A 14227-nucleotide genomic window follows, 5' to 3' on the forward strand; every position below is an offset into this window, starting at 1 on the left:
GCGTCGTTCCGGAGGCCGAATAAAAGTCTCCGTTAACAGGATCCTGACTGCTCTGACCGGAGCTGGCAATAGTGGGTTGTCCCGGAGAGGCTCCCGACTGCCAAGGTCACTGCAGATGTGTACACGCTTGTTCTGTTAATCCATCAGTGAGGAACGGCATGAAAAGACAGAAGAGAGACATGTACGCTCGTGCATTCAAGCGGGGTTATCTCGCTGGCGTGTCCGGCAAATCCAAAGACAGCTGCCCATTAGAACAACCGGAAGTCCGCCAGGAATGGCTGAACGGGTGGCGAGAAGGCCGCACAGATAACTGGGAGGGCATGACCGGCGTCTCCGGCATCCATAAACTGGCCAACGTAACCGCAACATAATGGCCAACCCCGTTTAACCCTGATCTGTTTTTTTCAATTTTTACACACAAATCACAATCAGAGCAGTAACCAGAGCAACCCAAACGGGGCCTCCCGCCCCGTACCATGCGAAAAAGCGCTACGGGGTTTATTCCCCGCAAGGGCCCGCTCAGCGGGCCCACCTTCTTTCTGCCTCAGCTGATTTCTTTCCGGATCGCTTCCACTGCTTCGTTGATCAATGACGGGCCACGATAAATAAACCCGGTATAGATCTGCACCAGCTTTGCGCCTGCGCGAATCTTCTCTGCCGCACTGTCGCCATCCGTGATGCCGCCCACGCCAATAATCGGCAGCCGATCGCCCAGCTCAGCATACAGCCCCTGAATCACTTTCACAGACGCTTCCCGTACCGGTGCACCGCTGAGACCGCCCGCCTCCTGCTCGTGAGCGTGCCCCTTCACCGCCTCCCGGCTGATCGTGGTGTTGGTGGCAATCACACCATCCAGGCCAGCTTCGAGCAATGCTGCAGCCACAAAGCGAATGCCCTGCTCGTCCATATCCGGGGCGATCTTTACAGCCACCGGCACATAGCGGCCATGCTTTTGCTCACACGCTGCCTGCTCTTCCTTTATGGCGTGCAAAAGCTGCTTGAGCGAATCGCCAAACTGCAGATCCCGGAGGCCCGGCGTATTGGGAGAAGATACATTAACGGTGATGTAGTCGGCATAGGGGTAAACAGCCGCTATTCCTTTACGGTAGTCCTGTTCAGACTGCTCATTCGGGGTGTCTTTGTTCTTGCCGACATTAATGCCCAGTACGCCCCGGTAACGGCGGTGGCGGACATTGGTAATGAGGTGTTCCAGGCCTTCATTATTGAACCCCATGCGGTTAATGATGGCCTGGTGCTCCGGCAACCGGAACATTCGGGGTTTTGGATTACCGGGCTGTGCCAGAGGCGTAACAGTGCCCACTTCGATAAACCCGAAACCAAGAGCACCAAGAGCATCAATGTGGTCGGCGTTTTTGTCCAGCCCAGCAGCCAATCCAACCGGATTCGGGAATTCCAGGCCCATCACGTTTACCGGGCAAGGCTCCGGCTGTCGGGTAAATGTATTCAGGATGCCCAGTTTTTGAGCAACATCCAGGCTGCCAAGGGCAACATTATGGGCCCGCTCCGGTGGCAATCGGAACAGCAGGTTTCTCAGAAGGCCGTACATCGTCAAACTCCTTTCTCCGGGTGGCAGGAGTATACCGAAAGTTTTCCACACCATCTTGTGTAAACCCCAATTAGTCCCGAAAACCCCGCCCTGTATAGCCTCCCGACGCTTTTCCACGGAATCTGTGGATAACCCTGTTGAAAATTGCCGAGCAAGCGCCCCGACCCCTTGATAACTGCGCCAGCCTACAAATTGATCATTTTTTGATCAGTTATTTTCCCTATATTTATCAATAGCTTAAATAGATAAAATTAACATTTGACGGCTTTGGTAACAAAATGCTAACGGATAACCAATTCGTCATGATGTGCATAAATCGATCACAGCCAGGCCATTAATTCCACCCATTTCTACGGTTATTCCCGTTATACTGCCCTCATCGCGAAAAGCCCGGAGTGAATCCAATGGAACAGCCTGATCAACCCAGCCAGCAGCGCCAGAATAATCTCGAATCCGAGAAGCATGCGGCGACCCGGGTCACGATCATTGGCATGATTCTCGATGCCGTTCTGGGCATCATAAAAGTCATTGGCGGCACTCTTTTTAATTCCCAGGCGCTACTGGTGGATGGTATCCATTCATTTACCGATGTGGCATCGGATTGGGTGGTTCTGGCGGTCATGCGTCTGTCCCGTAAGGAGCCAGATGCGGACCATCCATACGGACACCAGCGAATCGAAACCCTCGGCACTCTGGTACTGGGCAGCATTCTTATTGCCGTGGGCGCGGCCCTGGCCTGGGAGAACATTCTCAGGCTCCTGTCCGGTGAAGCGCAGCTGGTTCCGGGCTGGCCAGTGCTGGTAGCGGCCGCAGCCTCGGTAGCAGGCAAGGAATGGATCTACCGTTATACTCGCCATGTTGGCATGAAAATCCGCTCAGACCTGATCATTGCCAACGCCTGGCACAGCCGTACCGATGCATTTTCGTCAGTGGTCGTTCTGGTATCTACCATCGGTGCCATGCTGGGTTTCGTCTGGCTCGACGTGGTAGCCGCCGTCCTCATTGCAGCCATCATTGTGCACATCGGCTGGAAATTCACCTGGGACAGCGTGAAAGAACTGGTCGACACAGGTCTGTCCGAAGATGATACCCGGATGTTGAAAACCATTGCCCTGGAAACGGATGGCGTGCGAAATGTTCATGAACTGCGCAGCCGGCGGATGGGGCACGACATCCTGCTGGACGTACACCTGGTGGTTCGCCCGGAAATCAGCGTTTCCGAAGGGCATCAGATTGGTATGAAGGTGGTCACGGGCATGCGGGATGCCCTGGAGAACATTCGGGACATCAACTTCCATATCGACGCCGAGAACGATGAAAAAGTGCCCCACGCCACCGACCCGGGGCTACCCGATCGCGAAGCACTTCGTCGCCTGCTGACAGAGAAGCTGGGAGAGCTACCACCACAAAGCCGGCTCCGGCTTCATTACCTCAAGAATCGCATCCACCTTGAAATCTTCCTGGATGAAAACCATTCCGGGCCACACCTGACCACGGAACAGGTTCGAGCGGTTCTGGCAGACTACCCCTGGTTTGGCAGCGTCCGGGTCTGGGTCGCTGCCAACTGACGCGCCGGTTTACCGGCGCCGGTTCTCCTCCATGCGCGACAGGAATTCCTGCATCACCAGGGTATACAGCTCTCCGCCCAGGAACTTGTCTTCCACACCCGAGTCGATACTCGGGTTGTCATTCACTTCAATCACCGCCACCCGATTCCCGGCTTGTTTGATGTCGACACCGTAAAGCCCATTACCGATCAACCGGGTCGAATTCAATGCCGCCTGGATGACATTGCGAGGCACCTCGTAGGTGGGCATGGTTTCAAAACCGCCACTTTCCACTGTGGCACCACCGTGCTGGTAAATCTGCCAGTGACCTTTCACCATCAGATATTTACAGGCATAAATGGCCCGACCGCCAAGCACACCAATGCGCCAATCGTAATCCGTGTAGAAGTACTCCTGAGCCAATACCAACGCAGACTGTTTGAACAGGTCTTTCAGCCCTGCCCGAAGTTCCTTTTCGTCCTTGGCTTTGATCACACCACGGGAAAAGGCGCCATCCGGAATTTTGATGACCACAGGAAAGCCCAGTTCATTACTCACCTGCTGTACCGCATCCTTCTGATCCTTTGAAAGGATCAGCGTTTTCGGTGTTGGCACCTTGTTGTTTTTAAGCAGGTCCGCCAGAAACACCTTGTTTGTACAACGCAGAATCGACACCGGGTCGTCAATTACCACCATCCCCTCGGCCTCTGCCTTGCGAGCAAACCGATAAGTGTGGTGATCAATAGCGGTGGTTTCACGAATAAACAGACCATCATATTCCGGCAGGCGCATGTAATCCCGGCGGGTAATGCGCTCCACGTTAATTCCCAGCTTTCTGCCAGCACGCTCAAAACGCTTCAGGGCCATCTCATCGCTCGGAGGCAACTCTTCCTCCGGGTTCACCAGCATAGCCAGATCAAAACGGTAGCGGCGACGGGTGCGGGGTTTGCGCCAGATCATGCTGCTGAAGCGATCCAGGGCGGCCGCGAACAAATCCTGCTCGCGCTCGTCAAGATCCGCCGGTGCCGCCGGCTTCATGGTTTCGATCTGCCATTGTTTGCGGTGACGGAACACCACTTCCAGAATCGGGCACGGAAACCGCTCGAACAGGGCACGGGCCACGGGCTTCAGGTCCGGATGTTCGGCCTGGCCAAAATAGGTTCGGATTCGTACTTCATGGGTAGCGTCCCGGTCATCGGTGGCGGGATCGATTTCGGAGGCTGATTTTTCCAGCCACTGGATGACACTGCTGTCCAGCTCTTCGAGTTCAAGCGAAAACAGTCCCTTACGGCTCAGGTCGTTAAGTGTCATAACCGATGGCACCACGTGGTGCCCGCGCGCCTCGGCCAGCAACGAACAGTAATAGCCCCTGCTCAGATACCTGGCACTCTGGCACAGGTTTATCACCCGCACGCGGCTGTTAGCCGGGGCGGTGAACTGAAGGTATTGATCGAAAGTAAGCACGTCTTCGCTGGGGTAGTACGGTGCCCAGTCTTTGGCGCGATCTACAACGATGAGCAATCGGGACATAAAGCGGCATTCCTCCCTGAAGGTAGAGCCTGATAATTCCGGCAACAATACGCCCCATCACCTTGCCAGACAATCGCCTGAAGATGCGTGCTTTTACGCATCATCCGCTGCTATGACGGGATGGCATCTGTCTACCATAATAGCGGCAATGAGCGTGCCCGCCAGGCGCTACCTTTTTCTCGTTGACCGGGTTTACCAGACCATGACCGATGTAATGCTCCGCCAAGCCCATGCCAGTGATCTGGATGCCCTCGTTCAGCTGGAGAACCGCTGTTTTACCGAGGACAGAATATCCCGGCGCAGCTTCCGCCGCTTTCTGGAGATGCCCAGGGACCGACTGGTTATCGCCGAATTGAACGGCGAACTGGTGGGCTACTGCCTGGTGCTGATGAATGCAGCCACCCGGCTGGCTCGGATTTACTCGATTGCAGTCTCACCCGTTGCCCGCGGCCGCGGTGTGGGTGAAAGACTGGTCCGTGAGGCGGAGAAGGAAGCGGTTGAGGCTGATCGCATCATCATGCGGCTGGAAGTGCGTGAAGACAACACCGGGGCCATTTCCCTGTATCGTCGGCTGGGATATCGGCAGTTTGGCACCTACCGGGACTACTACGAAGATCACGGCGATGCCTTGCGGTTCGAGCGACGGATTCTCTACTACGAGCCCTCTCGCGAATTTCTTCCGGTGCCCTATTACCCCCAGACCACCGAGTTCACCTGCGGTCCGTCTGCATTAATCATGGCGATGGCGGCCCTTGACGAACAGCAACCAGTAAGCACGCTGGAGGAGCTGAAAATCTGGCGTGAAGCCACCACCATCTTCATGCTGGCCGGGCATGGCGGTTGTGGCCCCCATGGGCTTGCGCTATCTGCCTGGCACCGGGGCTTCGAGGCCAGTGCCTGGATCAGCCAGGAAGGCGCGCTGTTCAAAGATACGGTCCGCAACGAAGATAAAAAGCGGGTACTGGAACTGGTGCACGAGGGGTTCCTGCACGATATCGGGCAGACTGAAATCCAGCTGCATCACGACCCGCTAACCCTGGAGGCAATGGAGAAGGCCCTGCATGACGGGCGCATCCCTGTCATCCTGATCAGCACCTGGCAACTGAACCGGAGCCGGGTGCCGCACTGGGTAACCGTATGTGCCATCGACGAGGATTTCGTGTACCTGCATGACCCGGAAATCGATACCGAGGAAGGGGAAACCGTGGCCGACAAGCAATACCTGCCCATCGACCGACGGGTATTCGACAAGATGTCGCGCTATGGCCGCAACCAGCCCCTGCAGGCGGCAGTGATTGTCGGCCCCAAACGCCACTGATCAGCCGGTCCGCAGGGCCGCTTCCTTCAGTTCCGAAATCTGATCCCGCAGGCGCGCCGCGGTCTCGAAATCCAGATCCGCGGCGGCTTTGTACATCTCGTCTTCCAGTTTCGCCACTTCCTTGAGGACATCTTCCGGCGAGCGATTGCCTACCTTTACGCGATAATCCTCGGCTTCTTCAGCAGCCTTCTGCCCGGGACGCTCCGCTTTGCGCCGGCCACGACCGCCGCCGCCCGCGGCACCCTCCATAATATCCGCGATCTTCTTGTTAAGACCGGTGGGGGTAATACCATGCTCCTCGTTGTGTGCCATCTGCTTGGCACGACGACGCTCGGTCTCATCAATGGCCCGCTGCATGGAACCGGTGATCCTGTCGCCATACAGAATGGCCTTGCCGTTCACGTTACGGGCGGCCCGACCAACGGTCTGTATGAGCGAACGCTCTGAGCGCAGGAAGCCTTCTTTATCCGCATCCAGTATTGCCACCAGTGACACTTCCGGCATATCCAGCCCCTCCCGAAGCAGGTTGATGCCCACCAGCACGTCAAACTCGCCCCGCCGCAGATCCCGAATAATCTCCACTCGCTCTACGGTATCAATGTCCGAATGCAGATAACGCACGCGAATGTCGTGCTCCATCAGGAAGTCGGTCAGATCCTCGGCCATGCGCTTGGTAAGTGTTGTGACCAGCACCCGCTCATTCACCTCCACGCGCTGGTGAATCTCAGACAGCAGATCATCCACCTGGGTAGACGCGGGCCGAACCTCAATCTCCGGGTCCAGCAGCCCAGTCGGTCGTACCACCTGCTCCACCACCTGGCCAGCATGCTCGGCCTCATAATTCCCCGGGGTGGCCGAAACAAAGATCATCTGGGGCGCAATTCGCTCCCACTCCTCAAACCGCATGGGGCGGTTGTCCAGTGCTGATGGCAGACGGAAACCGTACTCCACCAGGGTTTCCTTGCGGGACCGGTCCCCTTTGTACATGGCGCCAATCTGCGGAATGGTCACGTGGGACTCGTCCACTACCAGCAAAGCGTTGGGTGGCAGGTAGTCAAACAGCGTGGGTGGCGCTTCACCGGGATTCCGCCCGGAGAGATAGCGGGAGTAGTTCTCGATACCATTGCAGTAACCGAGCTCCAGCATCATCTCGATGTCGTAGCGGGTACGCTCCTCCAGCCGCTGAGCTTCCACCAGCCGGTTGTTATCCCTCAACTGCTGCAGCCGAACATCAAGCTCCTGCTTGATGTGCTCGACCGCATCCAGCACGGTCTGCCGGGGGGTGACATAGTGGGACTTCGGGTAAATGGTCACGCGCGGCACCCGCCTGAGCACCTCTCCGGTAAGCGGGTCAAAATAGCTCAGGTTCTCCACTTCATCATCGAACAGTTCGATGCGAATGGCTTCCTTCTCGGATTCTGCCGGGAAGACATCAATGACATCGCCCCGCACCCGATAATTGGCGCGATGGAACTCGATGTCATTGCGGGTGTACTGCAGTTCGGCCAGCCGCCGCAGGATATACCGTTGATCCATCTGGTCACCCCGGTCCAGGTGCAGCATCATTTTCAGATAGGATTGCGGATCACCCAGACCGTAGATGGAAGAAACCGTCGCGACAATGATGGCATCCGGGCGCTCCAGCAAAGCCTTGGTGGCCGACAGCCGCATCTGCTCAATGTGCTCATTGATGGAGGCGTCTTTTTCGATAAAGGTATCGGAAGACGGTACGTAGGCCTCCGGCTGGTAGTAATCGTAGTAGGAGACGAAGTACTCCACTGCGTTATCGGGGAAGAACTCCTTGAACTCGCCATAGAGCTGCGCCGCCAGGGTCTTGTTATGGGCCATAATGATGGTTGGCCGCTGGACCTGCTGAACCACATTGGCAATGGTGAAAGTCTTGCCAGAACCGGTTACCCCGAGCAGGGTTTGATGGGCAAGCCCGGATTCAATGCCGTCAACCAGTCCCGCAATCGCTTTGGGCTGGTCACCTGCAGGTTGGTAGGGCGAATCGACGCGAAAAGCCCCTTCCCTCGCACTGGATGCTTTGTTGGCCATATCTGGCGTTTTAACCTCCGGACACCGGAAACGACGGAATATTTGCGTCGCATCCTCAAGAAATTTAGCGTTCTGGCAGCTTCATGATACCATCTGTGCGATCGACGGCTGGGTGAAAAATCAGCCAGTAACTTTGGCTCCAGTTGCCCGGCCGATCGCAGCCCAATAAGACGCAGCTTTAAGGAGCTCAAGTTTGGACCTTCAACTTTCCAGCCGAGTACAGGCGATCAAGCCTTCCCCCACCCTCGCAGTTACCAATAAAGCCGCTGAACTCCGTGCGGCCGGCCAGGATATTATCGGCCTCGGTGCTGGCGAGCCTGACTTCGACACCCCCGATCACATCAAACAGGCGGCTATCGACGCCATCAACAACGGCCAGACCAAGTACACCGCCGTGGATGGTACGCCCGCGCTGAAGAAAGCGATTATTGCGAAGTTCAAACGGGACAACGGCCTGGAATACGAAGCCAACCAGATACTGGTAAGCAGTGGTGGCAAACAGAGCTTTTTCAACCTCGCCCTGGCGACACTGAATGAAGGCGACGAGGCCATCATTCCCGCACCCTACTGGGTTTCCTACCCGGATATGGTGCTGGTGGCCGAAGGCAAACCGGTGATCATCGAAACCACCGCAGAGACTCGCTTCAAGATCACGCCGGAACAGCTGGAAAACGCCATTACTGAGCGCACCCGCCTGTTCGTGATCAACAGCCCGTCCAACCCCAGTGGCATGGCTTACACCATGGAAGAGCTGCAGGCCATCGGTGAGGTGCTTAAAAAGCACCCGAACATCATGATTGCCACCGACGATATGTACGAGCCGATCCTGTGGACTGGCAAGCCGTTCTGCAACATCCTGAACGCTTGCCCGGAGCTGTATGACCGCACCTTCGTACTGAACGGTGTCTCCAAGGCCTACTCCATGACTGGCTGGCGTATCGGCTATGCCGCTGGCCCGGCAAAAATCATCGGTGCCATGAAGAAGATCCAGTCCCAGAGCACCTCGAACCCCTGCTCTATCTCCCAGGCCGCCGCAACAGCCGCTCTGGATGGAGATCAGGCGTGCGTGGGCGAGATGGTCAAGGCTTTCAGGGAACGCCACGACTGGCTGGTAGCGGCCCTGAACAAGCTGCCTGGTGTGGACTGCCTGAACGGCGACGGCACGTTTTATGTCTTCCCGAGCTTCCAGGGTGCAATCGATGCCACTGACGGCGTGAGCACCGATGTGGAATTCGCCGAGAAGCTGCTGACCGAGGCCGGCGTGGCTCTGGTTCCGGGCTCTGCGTTTGGCTGCCCGGGGCACATGCGGCTGAGCTTTGCCACCAGCATGGATAACCTGCAGAAGGCGGTCGAGCGTTTGCAGAAGGCTCTTGGCTAAAATTTTAAGCTGAGGGGTTGACGGGGCGGTATGGCCAACATAATATACGCGCCTCGTCACACGACGACGTTCCCCGATAGCTCAGTTGGTAGAGCAACGGACTGTTAATCCGTTTGTCGCTGGTTCGAGCCCAGCTCGGGGAGCCACTATTTCGAAAGCCCGCTAGTTCTCTGAATTAGCGGGCTTTTTTCGTTAGACCTCGTATTCGGATAATCGCCTGCCGGGCACGGACGGGTGTCGCTCCCGAAAATGTCGGAGGCCATGGATGGCCGGAGAGAAGCGCACATGGATGTGCTTGTAGCGGTTTTCGGGAGCGACACCCGTCCGTGCCCTACCCGCTAACCCGGAAGGCTAGGGACAGGACCCGTAACCGGGACAAAGCTAGACCGCCGCGACCTCAGCGTGAATGGCCTCTAAAGCAGCCAGAGGGTCAGGCGCCTGGGTGATGGGCCGGCCAATGACGAGGTAGTCGGAACCCGCCTTGAGAGCATCAACCGGGGTCATAATGCGTTGCTGGTCGCCTTTGTCTGCGGTCAGCGGCCGGATTCCCGGTGTGATCAACTGGAAGTCACTACCCTGCTCCGCTTTCAGACGCGGGGCTTCCTGAGCCGAGCAAACCACGCCGTCCAGGCCGCTGTTTTTGGTCAGGGTTGCCAGACGGGAAACATGGGCTTCTGCCGAACCGGTAATACCGATACCAGCAAGGTCCTCGTCAGACATGCTGGTCAATACAGTGACCGCAATCAGGAGCGGGCGGTCATTGCCGAACGCTTCCAGGCGTTCACGGCAGGCCACCATCATCTTCTCGCCGCCTGAGGCATGCACATTCACCATCCACACGCCCAGTTCCGCAGCTGCGACCACCGCGGCCGAGGTGGTATTAGGGATATCGTGAAATTTCAGATCCAGGAAAATATCAAACCCGCGACTCTGGAGCGCTTTTACCAGATCCGGGCCTGAGCGCGTAAACAGCTCCTTGCCCACTTTCAGGCGGCATTTTGCCGGATCAAGCTGATCAGCCAGGGCCAAGGCGGGATTCTGGGAAGGAAAGTCGAGCGCGACGATGATTTTCGGGTCGTTCAGGTTTTGCACGTTCAGGTTCCTGGGTAGAAAGGTAATCGGGATGGGTCAAAGCGAGGTTATTCCGCCTCTACGCCCTGAATGGGACGCACGGTTTCCCACTGTTTGCAGCTTGGGCACAGCCAGTGTAACTGTTGGCCGGAGAATCCGCAGCTTACGCAACGGTAGACCGGGCGGTTTGCGAGAATCAGGTGCCCTATTCTGCTGACAAGGCGCCCCTCATCGGTGGTCATGCCTTTTTCATAGCCCGCCATCTCCACCAACCGCAAAAGCCCTCGCACGGAGGGCCTGGTCTCGAGCTCCATGCGCAGTAGATCAATGGCCGCCGGCCGGCCGGAGGAACGCTCAACTGACTCCACCAGGGCCAGCAGCAGGCTGGTACTGGGATACTGCTCATAGAGCTTACGAAGCTTTTTATAAAGGCGTGAAACATCACCATGCTCACGCTCCAGCTTCATCAATCGGTCTATCGCTTCCGGACCGAACTCCGGATTCTGGTCGAAAATTTTCAGGGACTGGTTTGCCGCCTCCCGAAAATTGCCCTGCCGAATCTGGAGCTTCATCAGCAGCAGGGTTGCCCGCACACAGGAGCGGTCGTAATCCAGCGCTTCTTTCGCCAGCTTCTGCGCTGTCCAGCGGTCGTCGTTACGGCTCAGGGCGCCATCAGACAATTCGCAGGTAATGTAGGCCAGCGCTTTGAAGGTAGCAGGATCCGCATCACCACGAGTGAGGGTTTTTGCCACCTGGGCCGCCTTCTCCCACTCTCTCTCCTGCTGATAGAGCTCAATCAACGCAATGGCTGAGCGGCGCCCGTACTCGCGGTCGCCCATCAACTGGTGAAACAATGCTTCGGCCCGGTCGAGCAATCCGGCATTCAGATAGTCCATTGCCAGTTCCTGGGTAACCTGGGGCGAATAACGGGCCGGGAGCTCAGGCCTGGCAAGAAGATTCTGGTGAATCAGAATGGCGCGGTCTGTCTCTCCCTTATTCCGGAAATGGCTGCCAATGGAGAGATGCAAGCTGACGGTGTCTTTGTTGACGGCAAGGGATTGAACGAAGTTCTCGACAGCCTGATCAGAGTAGTTGGTAAAGAGAAACTGCAGACGGTCCCGAACGGAATCCTCGTCCATAATGGCTCGGGAGGCGCGGCCAGAGCGGTTTCCGTATCGACCTACAGCCCAGCCAGCGGCAACGGCCGCCGTCAGAAGCAGCCACTGAAACAGCATGTCCATCAAAGTGCCCGGTCGTTTTGTGCCCTGGATTTTTCGAGTGCGTGCTCTGTCCGCTCAAGACGCTTCTGCAGATGACGGCGCGATACAGACGTCCGGACGGTAGCCATGGTAGTCACAAGCACCCCAACCAGTGCACCAATCACAAACGCCATGATGATCCAGACAGCAACGCCATGGGGCTGGGTTTCGAACAACAGGAAGTTGAGCGAGACCGCCATCTGATTATTCAGGGAAAACACCAGCGCCAGAAGAATCAGAACCAGAACCAGCAAGGTAATTAGGATCTTCCGCAGTCCTGCCATGTCTTAAGCGCTCCCAACGGGTCAGATGCCCGGTATGTGAGGTTTCGTGTGTTAATTGCCTTCTCGGGGCCTCAGAAACCTTTTTTCATGCTGTCGTTGACCTGCTCTCGCAGCTCTTTGCCGGGCTTGAAGTGCGGCACAAACTTGGCTGGCAGTTGCACGGCGTCTCCGGTTTTCGGGTTACGTCCGGTGCGGGCAGCCCGATGATGCAGGGAAAAACTGCCAAATCCACGGATCTCAATTCGCTGGCCGTCGGCAAGGGACTGAGACATATGCTCGATGATGCTTTTCACCGCGAGCTCAACATCCTTTACGGAGAGCTGAGTCTGCTTCGAAGCGATCAGTTCAACCAGTTCGGACTTCGTCATGAGGCTTTTCCCTCTGTCGTTATTATTCCGCAGCAAATTACCGGGTCCCAATGCCTCTAGTTTAGCCAAACCAGAAAAAAACACAAAAAAAACGGGCTCTTAGAGCCCGTTTTTTTGACACCAACCGGAAACTTAGTCCTTGTTAGCGTTCTGCTGCTGCATCTGCTCCTTGATCAGGTCACCGATAGTGGTGGCACCTGAGGATTCTGCAGCCTTACTGCGTACGTTTTCCAGGGCCTGCTTGTCGTCCTCAACGTCTTTGGACTTGACAGACAGGTTGATCACGCGGTTTTTGCGATCGATGCTGATGATCTTCGCTTCAACTTCTTCGCCTTCCTTCAGAACGTTACGCGCGTCTTCTACGCGGTCACGGCTGATTTCAGAGGCTTTCAGTACCGCTTCAACTTCTTCGTTCAGGGCAATGGTGGCGCCTTTGGCGTCAACCGCAGATACGGTGCCCTTAACGATGGAGCCCTTGTCGTTCAGCTGAACGAACTCGGCAAACGGATCGCTTTCCAGCTGTTTGATGCCCAGGGAGATGCGCTCACGCTCTGGATCAACAGACAGGATAACGGTTTCAACTTCGTCGCCCTTCTTGTATTCGCGAACGGCTTCTTCGCCAGTCTCGTTCCAGCTGATGTCAGACAGGTGAACCAGACCATCGATGCCACCGTCCAGGCCGATGAAGATACCGAAGTCCGTGATGGACTTGATCTTGCCGGAGATACGGTCGCCCTTGTTGAAGTTGCTGGAGAAATCTTCCCACGGGTTGGCAACGCACTGCTTGATGCCCAGAGAGATACGACGACGCTCTTCGTCAATATCCAGGATCATCACTTCTACTTCGTCACCTACCTGAACAACCTTGGACGGATGGATGTTCTTGTTGGTCCAATCCATTTCGGATACGTGGACCAGACCTTCAACACCCTCTTCCAGCTCGGCAAAGCAGCCGTAGTCGGTCAGGTTGGTTACGCGAGCAGTAACCTTGGAACCTTCCGGGTAACGACCTTTGATGTCGACCCAGGGATCTTCGCCCAGCTGCTTCAGACCCAGAGACACACGGTTGCGCTCACGGTCAAACTTCAGGACTTTAACATTGATTTCGTCGCCCACATTCACGATTTCGCTCGGATGCTTGATGCGCTTCCAGGCCATATCAGTGATGTGCAGCAGGCCGTCAACACCACCCAGGTCTACGAATGCACCGTAGTCGGTCAGGTTCTTGACGATACCCTTGATTTCCAGACCTTCGGTCAGGGTTTCCAGCAGAGCTTCACGCTGCTCGCTGTTTTCAGCTTCCAGAACGGCGCGGCGGGAAACAACCACGTTGTTACGCTTCTGGTCCAGCTTGATAACCTTGAATTCAAGCTCTTTGTTCTCCAGGTGCGCAGTGTCGCGAACCGGACGAACGTCTACCAGGGAACCCGGCAGGAAGGCACGGATGCCGGCCAGATCAACAGTGAAACCACCTTTGACCTTGCCATTGATAATACCCTTGACCACTTCCTCAGCTTCGAAGGACTTCTCGAGAACCTTCCACGCTTCAGCGCGCTTGGCCTTTTCACGGGACAGACGGGTTTCACCGAAACCGTCTTCAACTGCATCGAGAGCCACATCGACAACATCGCCGACAGCTACTTCCAACTCGCCTTTTTCGTTCAGGAACTGGGAGGCGGGGATAACGCCCTCGGACTTCAGTCCGGCGTTAACGGTGACCCAGTCGTTGTCGACGTCAACTACGGTTCCCTGGACGATGGAACCCGGTTGCATGTCAATTTCTTTTAGACTTTCTTCAAAAAGATCCGCAAAGCTCTCGCTCATTATGTGCCCTATATGATCAACGC

Annotated in this window: 12 protein-coding genes and 1 tRNA gene; 5 read left to right on the top strand and 8 right to left on the bottom strand. The window is 56.3% G+C overall.

Annotation, left to right across the window (positions count from 1 at the left end; genetic code table 11):
* The first annotated feature begins 158 nt into the window (after nt 1-158).
* Nucleotides 159-371: a ribosome modulation factor gene (rmf, locus tag Q675_RS27200; RefSeq protein WP_011784548.1), complete on the top strand. Its 213-nt coding sequence runs from the start codon at nt 159-161 to the stop codon at nt 369-371.
* A 173-nt stretch (nt 372-544) separates the two neighbouring features.
* On the opposite strand, the gene Q675_RS27205 is transcribed toward rmf, so the two are convergent.
* The gene (locus Q675_RS27205) at nt 545-1567 is read right to left on the bottom strand and encodes a quinone-dependent dihydroorotate dehydrogenase (protein WP_014421811.1); all 1023 of its coding nucleotides are present in this window, start codon (nt 1565-1567) and stop codon (nt 545-547) included.
* Nucleotides 1568-1971: 404 nt separating this feature from the next.
* Here Q675_RS27205 and Q675_RS27210 point away from each other — a divergent pair, with 404 nt between their 5' ends.
* Nucleotides 1972-3135: a cation diffusion facilitator family transporter gene (locus tag Q675_RS27210; RefSeq protein ID WP_014421812.1), complete on the top strand. Its 1164-nt coding sequence runs from the start codon at nt 1972-1974 to the stop codon at nt 3133-3135.
* Between the two features lie 9 nt (nt 3136-3144).
* Here Q675_RS27210 and Q675_RS27215 read toward each other — a convergent pair whose 3' ends face one another.
* The gene (locus tag Q675_RS27215; RefSeq protein ID WP_022992552.1) at nt 3145-4644 is read right to left on the bottom strand and encodes a RimK family protein; all 1500 of its coding nucleotides are present in this window, start codon (nt 4642-4644) and stop codon (nt 3145-3147) included.
* A 202-nt stretch (nt 4645-4846) separates the two neighbouring features.
* Here Q675_RS27215 and rimI point away from each other — a divergent pair, with 202 nt between their 5' ends.
* On the top strand, nt 4847-5962 hold the full coding sequence (gene rimI, locus Q675_RS27220) for a ribosomal protein S18-alanine N-acetyltransferase (RefSeq protein ID WP_031211292.1): 1116 nt from the start codon (nt 4847-4849) through the stop codon (nt 5960-5962).
* Here rimI and uvrB read toward each other — a convergent pair whose 3' ends face one another.
* Complete coding sequence (gene uvrB / locus Q675_RS27225; RefSeq protein WP_023011096.1) at nt 5963-8020, bottom strand: excinuclease ABC subunit UvrB; 2058 nt, start codon at nt 8018-8020, stop codon at nt 5963-5965.
* A 193-nt stretch (nt 8021-8213) separates the two neighbouring features.
* Here uvrB and Q675_RS27230 point away from each other — a divergent pair, with 193 nt between their 5' ends.
* The gene (locus Q675_RS27230) at nt 8214-9398 is read left to right on the top strand and encodes a pyridoxal phosphate-dependent aminotransferase (protein ID WP_023008149.1); all 1185 of its coding nucleotides are present in this window, start codon (nt 8214-8216) and stop codon (nt 9396-9398) included.
* 70 nt (nt 9399-9468) lie between these two features.
* A tRNA-Asn gene (locus Q675_RS27235) sits at nt 9469-9544 on the top strand.
* Nucleotides 9545-9779: 235 nt separating this feature from the next.
* Here Q675_RS27235 and pyrF read toward each other — a convergent pair.
* The 5 genes from pyrF to rpsA all read right to left on the bottom strand — a co-directional run bounded on the left by pyrF (nt 9780) and on the right by rpsA (nt 14204).
* Nucleotides 9780-10490, bottom strand: a complete 711-nt coding sequence (pyrF, locus tag Q675_RS27240) for an orotidine-5'-phosphate decarboxylase (RefSeq protein WP_023011097.1) — start codon at nt 10488-10490, stop codon at nt 9780-9782.
* A 47-nt stretch (nt 10491-10537) separates the two neighbouring features.
* A complete protein-coding gene (lapB, locus tag Q675_RS27245) occupies nt 10538-11710 on the bottom strand; it encodes a lipopolysaccharide assembly protein LapB (RefSeq protein ID WP_014421819.1) in 1173 nt (390 codons plus the stop codon).
* Nucleotides 11710-12012: a LapA family protein gene (locus Q675_RS27250; RefSeq protein ID WP_011784539.1), complete on the bottom strand. Its 303-nt coding sequence runs from the start codon at nt 12010-12012 to the stop codon at nt 11710-11712. Before Q675_RS27250 ends, lapB begins: the two co-directional genes overlap by 1 nt.
* Nucleotides 12013-12083: 71 nt before the next feature.
* Nucleotides 12084-12380 carry an integration host factor subunit beta gene (locus Q675_RS27255; RefSeq protein WP_011784538.1) on the bottom strand — a complete coding sequence of 99 codons (297 nt, stop codon included), beginning with the start codon at nt 12378-12380 and terminating at the stop codon, nt 12084-12086.
* A 132-nt stretch (nt 12381-12512) separates the two neighbouring features.
* Nucleotides 12513-14204: a 30S ribosomal protein S1 gene (gene rpsA / locus Q675_RS27260; RefSeq protein ID WP_011784537.1), complete on the bottom strand. Its 1692-nt coding sequence runs from the start codon at nt 14202-14204 to the stop codon at nt 12513-12515.
* Between the last annotated feature and the right edge of the window lie 23 nt (nt 14205-14227).

This window comes from Marinobacter sp. EN3 (assembly GCF_000475315.1).
In the GTDB taxonomy this organism is placed as follows: domain Bacteria; phylum Pseudomonadota; class Gammaproteobacteria; order Pseudomonadales; family Oleiphilaceae; genus Marinobacter; species Marinobacter nauticus.

Excerpts from the sequence above, each read along its gene's own strand:
- Q675_RS27205 (WP_014421811.1), bottom strand. The coding sequence starts at position 1,567 with ATGTACGGCCTTCTGAGAAACCTGCTGTTCCGATTGCCACCGGAGCGG.
- rimI (WP_031211292.1), top strand. The coding sequence starts at position 4,847 with ATGACCGATGTAATGCTCCGCCAAGCCCATGCCAGTGATCTGGATGCC.
- rpsA (WP_011784537.1), bottom strand. The coding sequence starts at position 14,204 with ATGAGCGAGAGCTTTGCGGATCTTTTTGAAGAAAGTCTAAAAGAAATT.
- Q675_RS27215 (WP_022992552.1), bottom strand. The coding sequence starts at position 4,644 with ATGTCCCGATTGCTCATCGTTGTAGATCGCGCCAAAGACTGGGCACCG.
- Q675_RS27210 (WP_014421812.1), top strand. The coding sequence starts at position 1,972 with ATGGAACAGCCTGATCAACCCAGCCAGCAGCGCCAGAATAATCTCGAA.
- Q675_RS27250 (WP_011784539.1), bottom strand. The coding sequence starts at position 12,012 with ATGGCAGGACTGCGGAAGATCCTAATTACCTTGCTGGTTCTGGTTCTG.
- uvrB (WP_023011096.1), bottom strand. The coding sequence starts at position 8,020 with ATGGCCAACAAAGCATCCAGTGCGAGGGAAGGGGCTTTTCGCGTCGAT.
- Q675_RS27255 (WP_011784538.1), bottom strand. The coding sequence starts at position 12,380 with ATGACGAAGTCCGAACTGGTTGAACTGATCGCTTCGAAGCAGACTCAG.
- lapB (WP_014421819.1), bottom strand. The coding sequence starts at position 11,710 with ATGGACATGCTGTTTCAGTGGCTGCTTCTGACGGCGGCCGTTGCCGCT.
- rmf (WP_011784548.1), top strand. The coding sequence starts at position 159 with ATGAAAAGACAGAAGAGAGACATGTACGCTCGTGCATTCAAGCGGGGT.